General features: G+C 74.8%; 16 protein-coding genes. 8 read left to right on the forward strand and 8 right to left on the reverse strand.

Annotated features, from left to right (window positions below):
* The first annotated feature begins 13 nt into the window (after positions 1 to 13).
* On the forward strand, positions 14 to 1,003 hold the full coding sequence (locus PS271_RS01085) for an ArsR family transcriptional regulator (protein ID WP_398379226.1): 990 nt from the start codon (positions 14 to 16) through the stop codon (positions 1,001 to 1,003).
* Between the two features lie 48 nt (positions 1,004 to 1,051).
* Here the strand turns inward: PS271_RS01085 and PS271_RS01090 are convergent, their stop codons facing one another.
* A complete protein-coding gene (locus tag PS271_RS01090; RefSeq protein WP_398379228.1) occupies positions 1,052 to 2,326 on the reverse strand; it encodes an MFS transporter in 1,275 nt (424 codons plus the stop codon).
* 88 nt (positions 2,327 to 2,414) lie between these two features.
* On the reverse strand, positions 2,415 to 2,984 hold the full coding sequence (locus tag PS271_RS01095) for a helix-turn-helix domain-containing protein (RefSeq protein ID WP_398379230.1): 570 nt from the start codon (positions 2,982 to 2,984) through the stop codon (positions 2,415 to 2,417).
* 111 nt (positions 2,985 to 3,095) lie between these two features.
* On the opposite strand from PS271_RS01095, the gene PS271_RS01100 reads away from it, so the two are divergent.
* Complete coding sequence (locus PS271_RS01100; RefSeq protein ID WP_398379232.1) at positions 3,096 to 3,947, forward strand: class I SAM-dependent methyltransferase; 852 nt, start codon at positions 3,096 to 3,098, stop codon at positions 3,945 to 3,947.
* Between the two features lie 20 nt (positions 3,948 to 3,967).
* Here the strand turns inward: PS271_RS01100 and PS271_RS01105 are convergent, their stop codons facing one another.
* Positions 3,968 to 4,756, reverse strand: a complete 789-nt coding sequence (locus tag PS271_RS01105; RefSeq protein ID WP_398379234.1) for an alpha/beta fold hydrolase — start codon at positions 4,754 to 4,756, stop codon at positions 3,968 to 3,970.
* A gap of 220 nt (positions 4,757 to 4,976) precedes the next feature.
* Here PS271_RS01105 and PS271_RS01110 point away from each other — a divergent pair, with 220 nt between their 5' ends.
* Complete coding sequence (locus PS271_RS01110; protein ID WP_398379236.1) at positions 4,977 to 5,783, forward strand: endonuclease/exonuclease/phosphatase family protein; 807 nt, start codon at positions 4,977 to 4,979, stop codon at positions 5,781 to 5,783.
* Between the two features lie 34 nt (positions 5,784 to 5,817).
* Here the strand turns inward: PS271_RS01110 and PS271_RS01115 are convergent, their stop codons facing one another.
* The gene (locus PS271_RS01115) at positions 5,818 to 6,318 is read right to left on the reverse strand and encodes a hypothetical protein (protein WP_398379238.1); all 501 of its coding nucleotides are present in this window, start codon (positions 6,316 to 6,318) and stop codon (positions 5,818 to 5,820) included.
* Positions 6,319 to 6,689: 371 nt separating this feature from the next.
* On the opposite strand from PS271_RS01115, the gene PS271_RS01120 reads away from it, so the two are divergent.
* Positions 6,690 to 7,349 carry a DUF4142 domain-containing protein gene (locus PS271_RS01120; RefSeq protein WP_398379239.1) on the forward strand — a complete coding sequence of 220 codons (660 nt, stop codon included), beginning with the start codon at positions 6,690 to 6,692 and terminating at the stop codon, positions 7,347 to 7,349.
* A gap of 6 nt (positions 7,350 to 7,355) precedes the next feature.
* Positions 7,356 to 8,807, forward strand: coding sequence for a DUF1996 domain-containing protein (locus PS271_RS01125; RefSeq protein WP_495656743.1), 1,452 nt, complete (start codon positions 7,356 to 7,358; stop codon positions 8,805 to 8,807).
* A 127-nt stretch (positions 8,808 to 8,934) separates the two neighbouring features.
* Here the strand turns inward: PS271_RS01125 and PS271_RS01130 are convergent, their stop codons facing one another.
* Positions 8,935 to 10,080, reverse strand: a complete 1,146-nt coding sequence (locus tag PS271_RS01130; RefSeq protein WP_398379242.1) for a PucR family transcriptional regulator — start codon at positions 10,078 to 10,080, stop codon at positions 8,935 to 8,937.
* A gap of 346 nt (positions 10,081 to 10,426) precedes the next feature.
* Between PS271_RS01130 and PS271_RS01135 the strand changes: the two genes are divergently transcribed.
* The 3 genes from PS271_RS01135 to PS271_RS01145 all read left to right on the forward strand — a co-directional run bounded on the left by PS271_RS01135 (position 10,427) and on the right by PS271_RS01145 (position 13,877).
* A complete protein-coding gene (locus PS271_RS01135) occupies positions 10,427 to 11,221 on the forward strand; it encodes a hypothetical protein (RefSeq protein ID WP_398379244.1) in 795 nt (264 codons plus the stop codon).
* The gene (locus PS271_RS01140; protein WP_398379246.1) at positions 11,218 to 12,735 is read left to right on the forward strand and encodes an NADH-ubiquinone oxidoreductase-F iron-sulfur binding region domain-containing protein; all 1,518 of its coding nucleotides are present in this window, start codon (positions 11,218 to 11,220) and stop codon (positions 12,733 to 12,735) included. The genes PS271_RS01135 and PS271_RS01140 overlap by 4 nt, the downstream gene beginning before the upstream one ends.
* 152 nt (positions 12,736 to 12,887) lie before the next feature.
* A complete protein-coding gene (locus tag PS271_RS01145; protein WP_398379248.1) occupies positions 12,888 to 13,877 on the forward strand; it encodes an SCO0930 family lipoprotein in 990 nt (329 codons plus the stop codon).
* Positions 13,878 to 13,947: 70 nt separating this feature from the next.
* Here the strand turns inward: PS271_RS01145 and PS271_RS01150 are convergent, their stop codons facing one another.
* The 3 genes from PS271_RS01150 to PS271_RS01160 form a co-directional block, all read right to left on the reverse strand.
* Positions 13,948 to 15,033, reverse strand: coding sequence for a polyprenyl synthetase family protein (locus PS271_RS01150; RefSeq protein WP_398379250.1), 1,086 nt, complete (start codon positions 15,031 to 15,033; stop codon positions 13,948 to 13,950).
* A 170-nt stretch (positions 15,034 to 15,203) separates the two neighbouring features.
* Positions 15,204 to 15,701, reverse strand: coding sequence for a flavin reductase family protein (locus tag PS271_RS01155; protein WP_398379252.1), 498 nt, complete (start codon positions 15,699 to 15,701; stop codon positions 15,204 to 15,206).
* A 163-nt stretch (positions 15,702 to 15,864) separates the two neighbouring features.
* Positions 15,865 to 16,824: a D-2-hydroxyacid dehydrogenase family protein gene (locus PS271_RS01160; RefSeq protein WP_398386615.1), complete on the reverse strand. Its 960-nt coding sequence runs from the start codon at positions 16,822 to 16,824 to the stop codon at positions 15,865 to 15,867.
* Positions 16,825 to 17,106: the final 282 nt, after the last annotated feature.

Below are 17,106 nucleotides of genomic sequence, written 5' to 3' on the forward strand. Positions count from 1 at the left end.
GGGTAGGAGTGCAGTGATACGGATCCGTTTCTCGGCCGGCGACTTCGCGCGGGTCCGGTTCGCGCCGCGGCCCGTGCCGCTCCAGGCGCTCAACACGGCCTTCATGATGCTGTTCCGCGGCGACGACCACCTGCTCTTCGGCCGCTGGCGGCAGCGGCTGCTCCGCTCCCTGCCGGCCGCGGTGGAGCCCCTGGGGGACCTGGTCACCCCGGCCGGGGCGCCCCTCTTCCTCGACGAGTTCGGCGACGAGGCCGGCGGCGCGCCGGATGACGGCCTGGAGGGCGGCCTGGATGCCGTACGGGGCGCTCCCCCCGGCCTGGTCCGCGCGGAACTGGAGCGCGTGTACGCCGGGCACCCGGCGCCGCCCCCGCCGTGGATCCGCGACCTGCACCGGGGCGACGCCGGTGCCTGGCAGGTGCTCCGGCGCGCCCAGCAGGCGGCCTTCGAGACGGCCGTGCGGCCCGTATGGCCCCTCGTGCAGGACCTGCACCGGGCGGAGTTCACCCGGTACGCCCTGGCCGTCGCCGAGCACGGCGTCGGCGCGGCCCTCACCGCGCTCGTCCCCGGCAGCCGGCTGCGCGGGGACGTCTGGGAGCTCGCGGCACCCGGCGAGCGGGAGCTCGCGCTGCACGGCCGGGGCGTGCTGCTCCTGCCCGCGTTCCACTGGACCGGCCACCCGCTCATCGCTGACCTGCCCGGCCGCCCCCTGGTCCTGAGCTACGCGGCGGGCCCGGGGCTGCCGCTCTCCCCGGAGGGGGCGGGTGACAGGGACGGGGCCCTGGCCGAGGTGCTCGGACGGACCCGCGTCGACGCCCTGACCGCGCTGGCGCAGGAACACACCACGACCGGCCTGGCCCGCCGCCTCGGCGTCAGCAACGCCACCGCCTCCGCCCACGCGGCCGCACTGCGCGGCGCGGGCCTGGTCACGTCGGAGCGCGCGGGAAGAGCGGTACTGCACCGCCGCACGGAACTGGGAAGCCTGCTGGTACGGGGACGAGGCTGACCGCGGCCTCCCTGAACGCCTCCCGACGCGGGGCCACGCCCGGCGCGCCTACGGTTGCGGCGAGCGCGCGTCGTAGCGGGCGAAGTTGCGCCACCGGGCCGCGATGAGTGCCGTCGCGGCCACGCAGGCGAGGCCGCCGCCGGCGACCGCCCAGGCCGGTGAGGCGAGGTCCGCGGCGGAGCCCGCGAGGAAGTCGCCCAGTCGCGGCCCGCCCGCGACCACGACGATGAAGACGCCCTGGAGCCGGCCCCGCATGTCGTCGGGCGTGGCGGCCTGGAGCATCGTGGTGCGGAAGACCGCCGAGATGCTGTCGGCGCACCCGGCGACTCCGAGGAAGAGCAGGCCGAGCCAGAGGTTGCGGCTCAGGCCGAAGACGGTGACGGCGGCGCCCCAGGCGCCGACGGAGAGCAGCACGGCGAGCCCGTGCCGGTGGATGCGGCCGAGCCAGCCGGAGAACAGGCCGCCCAGCACCGCCCCGACGGCGGGCGCGGCGACGAGCAGGCCGACGGTCTTCGTGTCGCCGCCGTACCAGAGCCCGGCTATGGCCGGGAAGAGCGCCCTGGGCTGGGCCAGGACCATGGCCGCCAGGTCGGCGAGGAAGGTGATGCGCAGGTTGGGCCGGGTGACGAGGAAGCGCAGGCCGCCCCGTACGGAGGCGCGGCCCTGCCCCGGCCGGCCGCCGTCCTTCTCGGGGCGCATGGAGGGCAGGCGCCACATCGCGTACAGGGCGAAGGCGAAGGAGACCACGTCGAGCAGGTAGGCGGCCTGGAACCCCCAGAGGCCGACGACGGCGCCGCCGAGCATGGGGCCGCCCATGAGGCCGAGGTTGGTGGTCAGGGAGGTCAGGGCGTTCGCCGCGGGAAGCTGCTCCGGGGGCAGCAGCTTCGGGATCATCGCGCTGCGGGCGGGGCTGTTCATGGCGAAGCAGACGGACTGCAGGGCGACGACGGTGTAGAGCAGCCACACCTGCCGCAGGTCGAGCAGCGCGGCGCCGGCCAGTACGACGGACAGCAGCGTGGCGCCGGACGCGCTGGCCAGGCCGAGGGTCCGGCGGTCGACGGTGTCGGCGACGGCCCCGCCGTACAGGCCGGCGGCTATCAGCGGGACGAGGGAGCACAGGCCGACCAGGCCCACGGAGAACGTGGAGCCGGTGATCGCGTAGACCTGCAAGGAGACCGCGAGGGCGGTCATCTGCTGGCCCACCCAGGACACGGTGTTCCCGGCCCACAGGCGGCGGAAGTCCGCGGAGCGGCGCAGGGGGGTGAGGTCGGCGAGGTAGCGGGTGCGCTGCGCGGGCCGGGCGGCGGGAGGAGCTTCGGGCACGGGAGGTCTCCGGGGATGGGCACGAGGGCGGCAGCCCACAACATCGCCACGGAGGTCAGCCTGCGGCAAGAGGATTTTCGAACGAGTGTCAGGTCCCTTCCGCCGGCCGGGCGCGTACGTGCATGCGCTCGCCCTGCGGGCCGAACACGCTGATGACCTCCACCGGCGCGTCCCCGGTGGAGCCGAACCAGTGCGGCAGCCGGGTGTCGAACTCGGCGACCTCTCCCGGCTGGAGCACGAGGTCGTGGTCGGCGAGCACCAGCCGCAGCCGGCCGCTGAGCACGTACATCCACTCGTAGCCCTCGTGGGTGCGCGGCTCGGGCGTGCTGCGGGTGGGGCCGATGACCATCTTGAAGGCCTGGAGCCCGCCCGGCTGCTGGGTCAGCGGCACCACGGTCGAGTCCCCGCGCCGGACCGGCTTCAGGCGCACCCTCGGGTCGCCGACCGGGGGCGCGCCGACCAGCTCGTCGAGGGGCACCTGGTGGGCGTGCGCGATCGGCAGCAGCAGCTCCAGGCTCGGCTTCCGCTGCCCGGACTCCAGCCGGGACAGCGTGCTGACGGAGATCCCGGTGGCCTCCGACAGCGCGGCGAGGGTGCACTGGCGCTCCTGGCGGAGCCGCCGGAGCCGCGGCCCCACGGCGGCGAGCACTTCTTCCATCCCTCTATTGCAGAAACAGCAACAAGATTTGTCAAGGAGTCCGGTCCGGCCGCACAGTCTGCGCCAGGGCACGCATACGACAGGCAACACCGACGCTACGGAGCTGATGAGATGGCGCACGAGACGAACGACTTCGACTGGACCGCGCTGGCGGGCATGCTGGAGCTCGAGGGCGAGGCGCACAGCCCCTACGTGCAGCAGGCGTTCGAGGAGCTGGAGCGGCTGGTTCCGGCTCCGGGGCGGATCCTGGACGTCGGCAGCGGCCCGGGGGTCGCGGCCTGCCGGCTCGCGTCGGTGTTCCCGCGGGCCGAGGTCGTCGCGGTCGACGGCTCCCCGGAGCTGCTGGCCCTGGCCGAGAAGCGCGCCGCGCGGCTCGGGGTCCGGCTGGCGACGCGGGCGGCGGAGTTCCCGGAGGGCCTCGCCGGCCTGGGGACCGCGGACCTGGTGTGGTCCGGGCAGGTGGTGCATCACGTCGGCGACCAGCAGGGCGCCCTGGACCGGCTCGCCGGGCTGCTCGCGCCCGGCGGTGTCCTGGCCGTCGTCGAGGGCGGGCTGCCGGCCCGGTGCCTGCCCCGCGACCCGGGCTTCGGGCGGCCGGACCTGCACAGCCGGCTGGATGCGGCGATGGCGGACCGCTTCGCCCGGATGCGCGCGGAGCTGCCCGGGTCCGTGGCGGTGACCGAGAACTGGTCCGGGATGCTGCGGGCGGCCGGCCTGACCGAGGTGCGGAGCAGGACCTTCCTCGTGGACCGGCCGGCTCCCCTGGACGAGGGGACGCGGCAGTTCCTGCGGCAGATGCTGGAGCGGCAGCGCCGGATGGCCGCCGAGGTGCTGGACGCCGAGGACGTGGCGACGCTGGACCGGCTGCTCGACCCGGCCGATCCCGCGGGAATCGACCACCGCCCCGACCTGTTCCTGCTGGTCGCGAAGACGGTGCACTTCGGCCGCCGCCCGCGGGACTGAGCGCTGCCGCCGTCCCCGCCTCAGGAGCTACGGTCGCACTCCGCGAGGAAGTCCAGCACCAGCGGGCTCGCCACCGCGCGGAACTCCTCGAAGTAGGCGTGCCGCGCGCCGGGGATCACGTGCAGCCGGGCGCCCGGGATGCGGTCCGCGAGGAGGCGGGCGTTCGCGGTGGGGTTGAGGAGGTCGTCGCCGCCGTGCACCACCAGCGTGGGCGCGGAGACGCCGGGCAGCGCGTCCCACGTGTCGTGCCCGTTGCTGGCGGCCAGGTGCCGGCGCCGGGCGTACGCGGGCATGGCCGGATCGCCCAGCACGTGGGAGGGGCCGTCGTGGGCGGCGGGCCAGGCGGGGGTGTACATCAAGGCGCGCAGCGCCTGCCCCGCCGCGGGCCCGGGCCGGGCCAGGGACCTGCGGACGTCGGCACCGCGCTCCACGGCGTACGGGCCGCCCGGCGACGTACAGCCGAGGACCAGGGCGCGGATCCTGTCCGGGTGCCGGACGGCGAGCTGCTGGGCGACGCGCCCGCCCATGGACGTGCCGTAGACGTGGGCGCGCTCGACGCCGAGGGCGTCGAGTACCGCGATCACGTCCTGCGCGAACCCCTCGGTGCTGTACGGCTCGTCGGGCTTGTCGCTCCCGCCCGTACCGCGGTAGTCGAGGGTGACGGTGCGGTGCGCGGCCCGGAAGTCGCCGCGGACGCCGTCCCACCAGTGGTGGTTGTTGGCCTGGCCCGCCAGCAGGACGAGCGGGGTCCCGTCCCCCTCGGTCTGGTAGGCGATGCGGATCCCGTCCGCGGTCCCGGCGTACGGCATGGGTGCATCCTTCCGGCAGGCTCCTGCTGGTGACGGGCAGTCACAATGAGCACCAAGAGTCGGTCACAGTAAGCACCACCGGCGCCAGGGCCGCAGTAACCCGCGTCACGGGATCCCCCCACCGGTGCCGCTCTCCTCCTTGCCCGCGAGGCCGCGTGCCGGGAGGATCCTCCGGGATGTTCCGGACCTTCCCGGCCGATCTTCCCGATCAGGAGGCGCCATGCCTGCCCCTGTTCCGCACCCGAACCGGTGGGGACTGCGCGTGATGACGTTCAACCTGCGGTACGCCTCGGAGACCGATCCCCACCCGTGGTCGCAGCGCCGGCCCGTGATGCGGCGGCTGCTGCGCCACGAGAGGCCCCACCTGCTGGGCACCCAGGAGGGCCTGCACCGGCAGCTGCGCGACATCGCCGAGGATCTCGGCCCCCGCTACGCCTGGCTCGGGCTGGGCCGGCACGGCGGCAGCCACGACGAGTTCGGGGCCGTCTTCTACGACACGCTGCGGCTCGCACCGGAGGAGTTCGACCACTTCTGGCTGTCCGCCACCCCGTCCCTCATCGGCTCGGCGACCTGGGGAAACACGGTCGTCCGGATGGCGAGCTGGATCCGCTTCACGGACCGGCACACCGGCGTGGGGCTCTACCTCCTCAACACCCACCTCGACCACGCCCACCAGTACGCGCGGGAGCGCAGCGCGGAGCTGATCGCCGAGCGGCTGCGGGGCCTGGACCCGGCGCTCCCCCGCATCGTCACGGGCGACTTCAACGTCCCGGCCCACGGCAACCCCGTCTACGACGCGCTGCTCGGCGGCGGCGCCCTGGCCGACACCTGGGACACCGCCGCCGAGCGCGGCCCGCAGTACGCGACGTTCCACGGCTACCGGCCGCTGGTCCCGGACGGCGACCGCATCGACTGGATCCTGGCGTCCCCGTCCGTCCGTACGCTGCACGCCGGCATCAACACGTACTCCCTCGACGGCCGCTTCCCGAGCGACCACCTTCCGGTGCAGGCCCTCGTCGAGCTGTGAGCACTACAGGCTTAAGCGCCGCATGCTTTAAGCGCTACATGAGGGTCGTCGCCGAGGCGACGACCCGGGCCTTCGCCGGCCGGTCGGGGTTGCCGTAGCGGATCTCCACCCTGGGGTGCGACTTCAGGAAGTCGCTGTCCACCAGCCGCACCTGCCGCGGGTCCTCCACCGTGCGGCGGGCGATGTCCGTGTCCAGGAAGAACCCGAAGTCGCCGGTCGCCGGCGCGTAGACGAAGAAGCGGCCGCCCGTGTACGTGCGGGCGGCGCGCTCCTCAGTGAGGGCCAGGGACCAGTAGCCCACGCAGTGCCCGGCCGGGCACATGAACCGGTACTCGGCCCGGAGGCCGTCCAGCTCCATCCAGCGGAAGGGGTTCTCGTCCGCGGCGGGCGTCCGGACGCCGCCGGGTGCTGCCGCGGCGACGGCCGGCCCTTCCGGCGCGGAGGCCGCCTGTGCGCCTTGCGCGAAGGTGAGGCCCAGGGCTGCGGCCGCCGTGGCGGCGGCGAGGGCGCGGACGGCGGCTATGCGGAATGCCACGTCTGATCTCCAGTCCTCTGTGTGATCGATCCGGTACGAGAGGTGATCATCACGGGAGGCGCGGCGCGCGGCAACGCCACACAGAGGAATCAGGCCAATCGCGCATACCGATGCTTTCCGGCCGCGGCCCGCGGCGGAGCCCCGGGGCGGCCGGACGGCGTGCAGCACCCTGCGCGCGCGGAACGGTAGCAGCGTGCGGGCGCCGGGAACGGGGGTTTGTCACCCGGTGCGAATCCTCGTCCGCCGCGCTTCCGCGGCGGTTAGCGTCCGTGGGCGTTCCGGCAGCCGAGTCGAGCGAAGAAGGTGCCATGCGACCGGTACGTCCCCTGCGATCCGTACGCCCCTTGCGGTCCGTGTCCTCCCTGCGGCCCGTGTCCTCCTTGCGGGCGCTGTCGCCCGCCTCCCAGCGGACCCTCGGAACCGGGCTCGTCGTCTTCTCCCTCGCCGCGACCCTGCTGGCGCTGCTGATCCCCGTGTACCTCTTCGGGGGCGCCGGGACCGCGTCGGCCAGTGCGCGCACCGCGTGGACCGACGACGGCGAGGGCACCCGGCAGACGCCGTCGGGGCCGCTGACGGCGCTGGACCGGGACTTCGTCCGGCGGGTCCGCCTCGCCGGGCTCTGGGAGAAGCCCGCGGGGAAGCTCGCCCTGGAGCGCGGCACCACGGACGCCGTGCGGATGGCCGGCGAGCACCTCGTGGACGGCCACACCGAGCTCGACCAGCGGTCCGCGGACACCGGCCGCGCCCTGGGCGTGAGCATGCCGGAGCGGCCGAGCGCCGAACAGCAGGGCTGGCTGGACCAGTTGCAGAACTCCCGGGGCGCGGCCTTCGACCGGATCTTCGCGAACCTCGTGCGCACGGCCCACGGCAAGGTCTTCGGCCTGGTGGCCCTCGTGCGCGACCGCACCTCCAACGCGCTGGTACGGGCCCTGGCGACGCGCGCCAACACCGTCGTCCTCGACCACATCACCGTCCTCGAGAACACCGGACTCGTCGACTTCCCCCACCCAGGCGACAACGAAAAGAAGTGACCCCACATGATGCGACAGGCCCACAAACGCTCGAAACTGAGGACCCGGGCGGTGGTCGCGGCCGCGGCGCTGCTGCTCGGCGGCGGCGGTACGGCGATCGTCGCCGACTACGCCTCGGCCGGCAGCGCCCGGGACGCCGGCAGAAGCACGCAGCAGGGCGCCGGGCAGGCGGCGACGGCCATGACCGTTTCCTGCCCCGACGTCGGCGACCGGCTGCGGGACGTCCCCGCCGCGGCGCAGCCCGACGTCTCCCGGGGGCTGTCCCGGCTCGACGCCCAGGTGGCGCAGGCCTACGGGCGGCTGACGGGGGCCGGCCACGACACCGGCGGCCACGGCGGGGCGGACATGAACATGAGCACGGACGCGGACGGGGACACGGACGCGGTGCTCGGCGACCTCCAGCGGCAGCGCACGGAGACCATAGGCAGCATCGCCGGCTCCCTGCGCTCCGCGGGGAACACCGGTTCCGCCACGGACGGGCTCGCCGGGCTGAGCCGGTGCACCACCAGCGAGGTCAGCACGGCCGCGGCCGACGACTCCTCCCGGCCCCTGAGCTCCCGGCTGGGCGACCGGGGCATGCCGGGCGGCCCGTCCCGCGCCGACTTCGCCGACATCAGGAACGCCCCCGCGAAGCGCACCCCCGCCACCGGCCGGGCCGGGTCGACCGGCACCTTCACCACCGTTTGCGGACGCAATGAGAACGGTCACTTCAACCCCGACAACGTCATCGTGACGCCCGGGGTGCGCAACGGCGCGCACCATATGCACGATTACGTGGGCAACAAATCCACCGACGCCTTTTCCACCGACGCGAGCCTCGCGGCCGCGGGCACGACCTGCGCCAACGGGGACAAGTCGACGCATTACTGGCCGGTGCTGCGCGTCCTGAACGGAAAGGCCGCGCCGGACGCGAAAGCGCCCGGCGGCGGGAACGACGGGAACATGGGGACCATCCTGCGGCCCGCGTCCGTGACCCTGCAGTTCCGGGGCAGCCCGGTGACGAAAGTGACCGCGATGCCGCGATTCCTCCGCATCATCACCGGAGACGCCAAAGCACTCACGAACGGACTCGCCAACGCGAATGCCTCGTGGAGTTGCACCGGCTTCGAGAACCGGCAGCTGAAGGACAAATACCCGATCTGCCCGAACGGCTCGAAGGTGGTCCGTACCTTCGCCTTCCAGAACTGCTGGGACGGGCGCAGCACCGACAGCGCCAACCACCGCACCCACGTCGCCTTCGCCCGCGCGGACGGCTCGTGCCCGCGCGGCTTCCGGGCGATCCCGCAGCTGGTGCAGCGCATCGCCTACGACGTGCCGGCGGGTGTCCCGTTCGCCGTGGACAGCTTTCCCGAGCAGCTGCACAAGCCCGTCACCGACCACGGTGACTTCATCAACGTGATGCCGGACGCCCTGATGGCGAAGGCGGCGTCCTGCATCAACTCCGGCCGCACCTGCTGACCCTCCCCGAGCCCCCGGAGCGGGTGCGCCCACCCCCCACTGCACCCCGCGCCGGGAAGGCGACGGCCCCGAATTGCCGGATTCGGGGCCGTCGTAATGTCATGCCGTAACGGCGCCGCGCCACCGCTCACAGGCCGTTGACCCGGGCCGCCCTGCCCGCCGCTCCCAGGGGGTGGACGGCGGCGCCGAGGGCCCGGGCGGAACCGTGGGCCCGCGAGCGCAGCAGCCGGGCCCTGGCCATGAGCCGCCGGCTGCGCAGGGCGAGCTCCAGCTCGAAGCGGCTGTGCGGTTCGCGCATCGCGGGGCCGAAGAGCTTCTCGATCTGGCGGAGGCGGTAGCGCACGGTCTGCGGGTGCACGTTCAGCGTGCGGGCCGCCTCCGGGGCGCCGCCGCTCTCCAGCCAGGCCAGGAGGGTCACTTCCAGGCGCTCGCTCTGCCGCGGGGTGAGATCGTCCAGGGGCCGCAGCCAGCGCGCCGACAGGGCCCGTGCCAGGGACTCGTCCTGAAGCACCAGCAGGTCGGACAGGTGGTCGTCGACGAAGGCGATGCGTTCGGCCGGGCCGCACACCGCCGCCCCGGGCCCCAGCAGCCGGCGCGCCCAGCGCAGCGACGCCGCGGCCTCCGCGACGGGCACGGAGTGGCCGACGGCGGCCGGGCGGCCGCCGAGCGCCGCGTCCAGGGCCGCCTCCAGCGCGGGGCGTGACCGCGGTCCGGGGTCGGGGATCAGCAGGCACAGGTCGGCCTCGACCGTGCCGGGCAGGCCCTGGCCGAGCGCCGCCGCGAGCTGGGAGGTGAGCTGCGGGGACGGCGGGGGCACGAGGTGGGGCGCGGGCACCGGCGCGTCACCCGTGCCGGTGCCGGCGAGGACGACGGCCCGGACGCGGCGCGGCAGCGGCCAGCCCGCCTGGGCGGCGAGTTCGGCGAGCACGTCGGCGGGGATGCACCGGTCGTCGGCGAGGGCGGCGAAGAGGGCCTGGCGCGCCCGGGTGCCGGGCATGGGGGTCACGACGCGGGCCGGTTTTCGCCGCTGCTGCGGTATGCGGGCGTGCTCCGCGTCCGGCGCGGGGCGCAGCCCGAGGGTCAGCAGCAGCGCCTGCTCGACGGCGGTCCGCGCCGCTTCCGTACCGATGCGCCGGGAGACCGCCGAGAACGCCGGTGTGCTGCGCTGCAGTTCTTCGACCACCTGGGCGGCGACCGCGGGGAGTTCTTTTCTCACCACCCGGGTCCACTCGCCGCGCGGCCGTGACCAGATGCGGTTCAGGATTTCGCACATCGTCTTACCTCCGGACTTCCGTACCGGGCGCGAGGGCCGGGGAACCGGAATGAGCGGGCCGGGCGCCTCTCGCCTGAGTGGGCATCATCAGCAGTCGGCGGCCACCGAGGGGACAGCCGTACGGGAATTTGTCACAGCGCGATAAACCTTATGAAGATCCTGCGGAGATGGACGATGCTTCCGCACATTCGGCCGCCGGGCCTCCGGTGGCCGGCCGGTCACACCGCGTGAATTCAACAAGGGCCCTCCCGGCGGACAGCGCCGATGCGAGGGATTTCCGGATTTCTCAGGAACACGGGCGGTTGCCGGAAGCACCGGCGGCCACCTTTCGGAGACCCGCATGCACATGTCGCGAATGCAAACCATCCCGCCGCCGCCCCGTCCGCGGCCCCGACCGCCCCGGTCCCGGCCGCGCAGCGGGCCCCGCGGCCGGCAACGCCCCGCCGCAGGCCGGGCCGGAGGGACCAGGAGGGCCGGCCGGGCGCGGGGCCGGCCGCAGACGCGGCCCTCGGCCCGCCCGGCCCTGCCCGCCGCGATCCTGCTGCTCCTCGCCGTCGCCGCACAGGCCGGCGTGGCCGAACGGACGCAGGAGTTCCTCGACTTCGGCGCGGGAGTGCTCGCGCTCGTCTCGCTCACCTCCACGGTGCTGTGGGGTCTGGCCGCGACCGGCCGGCGGCTGCTGGGCCCGGCCCACCGCCTCCTCGCCCAGGGCGTGCACCGCGGACTGGCCGTGGCCGGGCTCGGCTTTCTCGCCCTGCACATCTGGGTCAAGGTTGCCGAGGACCGTACCAGCCCGGCGGCCGCGGCCGTTCCGTTCACCGACAACGGGCAACCGTTCCTCATCGGCCTGGGCACGATGGCGGGTTACCTCTTCGTCGCGGTGGCCGTCAGCGGGGCGTTCCGCAGCGCGTTCAGCAGCGCGAACGGCTCGCGCCGGTGGCGGGCCCTGCACATGACGGCCTACCCGGCCTGGGGCGCGGCCCTGGTGCACGGCCTGCACGCGGGCCGGCCCGCGGCCGGCTGGGCCACGGCGGCGTACGCACTGTGCCTGGCGGGAGTGGCCGCCGCGCTGGCGCTGCGCCTGCGCGCACGGCTGCGCGAGGAACGCGCGGAGCGCACCGGCCCCGGAGGCACCTCATGAGCCGTACCGCACCCGCGCCCGTACCCGCACTGGCCACCGTCGGCCCGCCGCGGCTGCTGGCCGGGCTGGACGAAACGGCGTGGATGGACCGCGAGGCGCACCTGGCCGTGCACGGCCCCGCCCCGGACCCGGACGTCGGGGAACTCGCAGAGATCGCCGAGGAGATCGGGCTGCGCGGCCGGGGCGGCGCGGGCTTCCTGTTCGCCCGCAAGCTGCGCGCCGTCGCCGCGGCGCAGCGCCGCAAGGGCTCTTCGGCGTCCGTCGTCGTCAACGGCAGCGAGGGCGAGCCCGGCTGCCTCAAGGACACGGCGCTGCTGCTCTACGCGCCCCACCTGGTCCTCGACGGCGCGCTCATGGCGGCGCAGGCCCTCGGCGCGCACCGCGTGGCCGTGGGCGTGACCCGGCCCGACGTCGAGCGGTCGGTGCGCCGCGCCCTCGCCGAACGGGGGCCGGGGCCCGGGCCGCAGGCCGAGGTGACGCTGCTGCCCGAGCGCTTCGTCACCGGCGAGAGCTCCGCGCTCGTCCGCGGCCTCGACGGCGGCCCGGCCCTGCCGTCCGGGCGCAGGGTCCGCACCAGTGAGAGCGGGCTCGGCGGCGCGCCCACCCTGCTCTCCAACACCGAGACGTTCGCCCAGCTCGCCGCGGCGGCGCGGCTCGGGGCCACGGGCTACGGCGCGTGCGGGCTGCCCACCGAGCCCGGCACCGTCATGCTGACCGTGGCCGGCACCCACGTCGTGGAGACGCCGACCGGGGTGCCCCTGACGTACATCCTCGACCTGTGCGGGACCGCACCGGGCCAGGGCGTGCTGGTCGGCGGCTATCACGGCAGCTGGCTCCCGCCGGAGGCGGCCCGCGCGGCCACGGTCTCACGCGACTCGCTCGCCGCGGCCGGCGGCGCGCTCGGGGCCGGCGCGGTGCTGCCGCTGCCCGAGACGACCTGCCCCGTGGGCGAGGTGGTGCGGATGGCCCGGTGGCTGGCGGCGCAGTCGGCCGGGCAGTGCGGTCCGTGCGCCCTCGGCCTGCCCTCCCTCGCGGACGCGCTCGCCGACGCGGCGGACGGCGGCGGGCAGCGCGCCCTGGACGCCGCGCGCGCCCGGATGTCCGCCGTGGAGCAGCGCGGCGCGTGCGGGCACCCCGACGGCAGCGCTCGCTTCGTGGCCTCGGCCCTCGCGGTCTTCGCCGACGAGTTCGCGGCGCACGCCCTCGGGCACGGCTGTGCCCGCCCGGTGCTCGGCGCCCTGCCGCTGCCCGAGGGGGACCTGCTGCACACCGCCGTGTCCGGGGCCCGTACGGACTCCTCCGCACAGGCCCCGGCCGAACAGCTGCTGGTGGACTGGACGCTGTGCCGGGGACACGGCCTGTGCGCGGACCTGCTGCCCGGGCTGCTGCGGCTCGGCGCGGACGGCTATCCCGAGCGGGCCGTGATGCCGCTGCCCGCGCGGATGCGCGGACGGGCCCTGCGCGCGGTGCGGCGCTGCCCCGCTCTCGCCCTGCGCATCGCGGCCGCCGGCTGAGCGCCCGGTGCCGCTTTCCGGCACCGGATTTCTATCACCGGATGACAAGTTTCCGGCCCCGTTGAGCGTACGGCGGGCCGGCCCCGTATCTCCCCTGCAACGGCGGACCACCGCCGTCACAGGGAGCACAGCACACGAGCAAAGGACGACTCATGAACAAGCTGCGTCACGTCTCCCTCGCGGGAGCGGCGATCACGGTCATGGCACTCACGGCGGCCTGCGGCGGCGGTGGTACGTCCGCGAAGGACGACTACGGCAAGGCCCCGGCCGGCAGCTCCTCGAAGATCGGCGAGGGGTACGGGGCCGGCTCCGGAGGCTCCTACGGCTCCGGCGGCTCCTCGCAAACGCAGGCCAAGAACGCCCCGGCCAAGGAAATGACGGTGCGTGAGGCCCCGGGGATCGGCTCCGTCGTCGCGGACAGCGCCGGCATGACCCTCTACCGCTTCGACAAGGACACGGCGAAGCCGCCCGCCTCGATGTGCGACGGCGACTGCGCGAAGGCCTGGCCGCCCGTGCCCGCCGGCGACGCGACCGCCGCCTCCGGGATCGGCGCGGCGGTCGGGGAGGTGGAGCGCTCCGACGGCACCAAGCAGCTCACCCTGGCGGGGTGGCCCGTCTACCGCTACGCCAAGGACACCGCGCCCGGCGACACCAAGGGGCAGGGCGTCGGAGGCACGTGGAGCGCCTTCGCTCCCGACGGCAAGAAGGCCGGCGGCGGCAAACAAGGCGAGGAGCAGGGCGAGGGCCAGGGCGGCAAGCCGGACGCGCAGGCCCCCGCCGGTGTCTCGGTGGCCGACAACCCCGCCCTCGGCAAGATCGTCGTCGACGGGCAGGGCCGTACGCTGTACCGGTTCAACAAGGACAGCGCCTGGCCCATGAAGTTCGCCTGCACCGGCACGTGCCTGGACACGTGGAAGCCGGCGGAGCCCGTCGACAAGAGCGCCGTGCGCGGCGTGCCCGACAAGCTGATCAGCACGGTCACGCGGCCGGACGGCACGAAGCAGCTGGCGGTCGACTGCTGGCCGGTGTACTGGTTCACCGGCGACAAGAAGCCCGGCGACACCGCGGGGCAGGGCAAGCAGGGGCTGTGGTTCGCGGTGAACGACCAGGGCAAGAAGGTCACTTCGGCGCCGCAGGGCTGACTCGGAGCGCCTTTCCGCACCGCTCCTGACGTAGCCTCACTCGTCCGGTACGGACCGCGCATTCACCCAGTCACGCGGTCCGTACGGCGGCCTCCCGGGCCAGGCCGCGCAGCGCCGTGCGTGCCGCGGGCGGGAAGGCGTCGTGGGCGAGGGCCTGTTCGGCCTGGGCGCAGCGGGACTGGATGAGCTGCTCGACGCTCGCGTGGGCGCCGGTCTCGGCGAGCAGGCGGCGGATCCGGTCGGCGCCCTGCTCGTCCAGCTCCGGGTTGCCGAGCAGGGTGCGCAGGACCCGCCGCTGGGCGCGGTCGGCGCGCTGGAGGGCCAGGGCGACGAGGGTGGTGTGCTTGCCGTCCCTGAGGTCGTCCAGGCGGGACTTGCCGGTGACGGCCGGGTCGCCGTAGACGCCGAGGAGGTCGTCGCGGAGCTGGAAGGCGTCGCCCAGCGGCAGGGCGTAGTTGCTGAGCAGGGCGCGGAAGGCCGGGCCGGCGCCGGCGAGGGCCGCGCCGATGTGCAGGGGGCGCTCCACCGTGTACTTGGCGGTCTTGCAGCGGCCGATCGCCAGCGCGCGGGCGGTGCTCGCGGTGGGCCGGCCGGTGGCCAGCAGATCGAGGCACTGGCCGTACATCACCTCCGTGCGCATCGTGTCGATCAGCGGGAGGACGTGCGCGAGGCGGCCGGAGCGCAGCCCGGCGGTGTGCAGCAGCTCGTCGGACCAGACCAGGGCGACGTCGCCGATGAGGATGGCGGCGCCGCTGCCGAGCCGGTCGGCGGCGGCGCCGCTGCGCCCGGTGCGGTGGCGGTCGGCGAAGGCCCGGTGGACGGTGGGCCGCCCGCGGCGGGTGGCCGAGTCGTCCATGAGGTCGTCGTGGATGAGGGCGAACGCGTGGAACATCTCCAGCGAGGCCGCCACCCGCAGGGTGGGGGCGGGGATGCCGTGGCCGCCCGCCGCGTGCCAGCCGATGACGCACAACAGGGGCCGCAGGCGTTTGCCGCCGGAGAAGAGGAAGCTCCTGAGGAATTCCGTGACCACGGCCGGATGGCTGTCCGCGGCGGCCGCGCGGGCCTTCTTCTCCAGGAACGCGGACAGCACGACGTCGACCCGGCCCCGGATGACGGGCAGGTCCAAAGGCGCGGTCGCGAGTTCAGGAGTCGACATGAGGCGGTCCCCTCCGGTGTCGCGTCCCAGCGCGAATATACCTCCGGGCGGGCCCGGTTCATCAGCAGCGCTCGGGGCGTGAAGGGCGCACCGCGCACCGGTCGTGGCTGCGCGGAGCTCCCCGGGGCGCGCCCCCCGGGGTCGCCTGCGGCGCCCGCCGTGACGTGGCGTCAGGGGCGGGCGGGTGCGGTGGGGCCGACGGCGTGCAGGGCCCCGCGCAGGTGGACCAGGCCGTCGCCGGGCTCGCCGCGTTCCGCGTGCTCGACGGCGGCCACGACCAGGTGGTGGTCACCGGTGCGGATCACGTCGCGGCGGGAGCAGACGAGCCGCGCGGGGCAGCCCTCCAGGAGCGGCACGCCGTGGAGGCCTCCGGTCCAGCGCGTGGGCGGCGCGAAGCGGTCGGTCCCGCGGGCGGCGAATCGTTCCGCCAGATCGCTCTGGCCGGCGCCCAGGACGTGGATGCCGTACCAGCGCGCGTCCTTGATCCGCGCCCAGGTGGACGAGGAGTCGGCGAGGGCGAAGGAGACCAGGGCGGGCTCGGCGCTGAGCGAGGCGAAGGAGGTGATGGTCACCCCGGCGGGCCCGGCCGGGGTGGGCGCCGTGAGGACGGCCACGCCCGACGCGTGGGCCCGGAGCACCGAGCGCAGGGTGGCCGCGTCGACGGTCACCGCCCGGCCTCGGCGCGGGCGGGGCCCGGGCGGGCGGGGCCGGGGTTCCTCGTGCGAGGGTTCGTGCTGCTCACAGGTGCGCTCCGACGGTTCCGGTGTTCTGGTGATTTCGGTGCTACGGGAAGGGATGGGCCGTACGAGCGAGCCGTACGGGCAGGGGGCGTCAGCCCAGCCGCCGGACCGGCGACCCCGCGAGGTAGGCCCGGATGTTCTCGACGGCCTGCCCGTAGAACGTCGCGTAGTTGGCGCGGGAGACGTAGCCGAGGTGCGGGGTGGCGAGGAGGCGCGGCGAGGTGCGCATCGGGTGGTCCACGGGCAGCGGCTCGGTGTCGAACACGTCGACGCCCGCGCCCGCGATGCTCCCGGTGTGCAGGGCTTCGACGAGCGCGTCCTGGTCGACGATCGCGGCCCGCGAGGTGTTGATCAGGTAGCCGGTGGGCTTCATCAGGCCGAGTTCCGCGGCGCCGAGCAGGCCCCGGGTCCGGTCGCTCAGGGCGAGGTGGACGGACACGAAGTCGCTGGTCTCCAGCAGCTCCTCCTTGGAGGCCGCCAGGCTGACGCCGGCCTCCTCGGCGCGCTCCTCGGTGAGGTTCTGACTCCACGCCACGACGTCCATGCCGAAGGCGAGGCCGATCCGGGCGACCCTGCTGCCGGTCTTCCCGAGGCCGAGCAGGCCGAGGCGGCGGCCGTGCAGGTCGGCGCCGACGGTGGACTGCCAGGGGCCGCCCAGGCGCAGGGCGGTGGCCTCGGGCACGATGCCGCGGGCGAGGCCGAGGAGCAGTGCCCAGGTCAGCTCGACGGGCGGCGTGGAGGAGGTGTCCGTGCCGCACACGGTGACGCCGTGCCGCTCGGCGGCGGCGTAGTCGATGACGGAGTTGCGCATGCCGGTGGCGACGAGCAGCTTGAGCCGGGGCAGCCGGGCGAACAGCGACGCCGGGAAGGCGACGCGCTCGCGGAGGGTGACGACGATGTCGAAGCCGGCGAGGGCGGCGGCGAGGGCGTCCTCGGTGCCGAAGTGACCGGGGAAGGAGACGACGTCGACGTCATCGGTGACGGGCGACCAGTCGGCGGCGGTGGCCGCGACGGACTGGTAGTCGTCGAGCACGGCGCAGCGGAGTTTCATGTCAGCGCTTTCCTCAGTCATGTCAGCACTTTCCCTCGGTGTGGATGGCGGTCGTGGGCCGTGCCGGTCACCGGCCGGTGCGGCCTTGCGGGCGGGCGGCGCCCGGCGACCCGGGGATGCCTGCGCGGGCCCGGCTCACGGCGGGGGCCGGCGGCGGTGCACTCTCCCGTACGGCCCCGGCGAGTTGGGACAGCGGGGCCCGGTGCGTGAGCGGTGGGCCGGGGCAAGGGGTTCGGCTGCGGCGTGCGGAGAGGCCGGCGGTGCCGGGGGCGCGGCACGTGC

It is taken from the genome of Streptomyces sp. SCA2-17 (genome assembly GCF_044336695.1).

What these genes read in the sequence shown, in the direction of transcription:
- PS271_RS01150 (WP_398379250.1), bottom strand. Translation starts at nt 15,033, where the DNA reads ATGTCGACTCCTGAACTCGCGACCGCGCCTTTGGACCTGCCCGTCATC.
- PS271_RS01145 (WP_398379248.1), top strand. Translation starts at nt 12,888, where the DNA reads ATGAACAAGCTGCGTCACGTCTCCCTCGCGGGAGCGGCGATCACGGTC.
- PS271_RS01100 (WP_398379232.1), top strand. Translation starts at nt 3,096, where the DNA reads ATGGCGCACGAGACGAACGACTTCGACTGGACCGCGCTGGCGGGCATG.
- PS271_RS01110 (WP_398379236.1), top strand. Translation starts at nt 4,977, where the DNA reads ATGCCTGCCCCTGTTCCGCACCCGAACCGGTGGGGACTGCGCGTGATG.
- PS271_RS01140 (WP_398379246.1), top strand. Translation starts at nt 11,218, where the DNA reads ATGAGCCGTACCGCACCCGCGCCCGTACCCGCACTGGCCACCGTCGGC.
- PS271_RS01130 (WP_398379242.1), bottom strand. Translation starts at nt 10,080, where the DNA reads ATGTGCGAAATCCTGAACCGCATCTGGTCACGGCCGCGCGGCGAGTGG.
- PS271_RS01125 (WP_495656743.1), top strand. Translation starts at nt 7,356, where the DNA reads ATGATGCGACAGGCCCACAAACGCTCGAAACTGAGGACCCGGGCGGTG.
- PS271_RS01160 (WP_398386615.1), bottom strand. Translation starts at nt 16,824, where the DNA reads ATGAAACTCCGCTGCGCCGTGCTCGACGACTACCAGTCCGTCGCGGCC.
- PS271_RS01135 (WP_398379244.1), top strand. Translation starts at nt 10,427, where the DNA reads ATGTCGCGAATGCAAACCATCCCGCCGCCGCCCCGTCCGCGGCCCCGA.
- PS271_RS01105 (WP_398379234.1), bottom strand. Translation starts at nt 4,756, where the DNA reads ATGCCGTACGCCGGGACCGCGGACGGGATCCGCATCGCCTACCAGACC.
- PS271_RS01095 (WP_398379230.1), bottom strand. Translation starts at nt 2,984, where the DNA reads ATGGAAGAAGTGCTCGCCGCCGTGGGGCCGCGGCTCCGGCGGCTCCGC.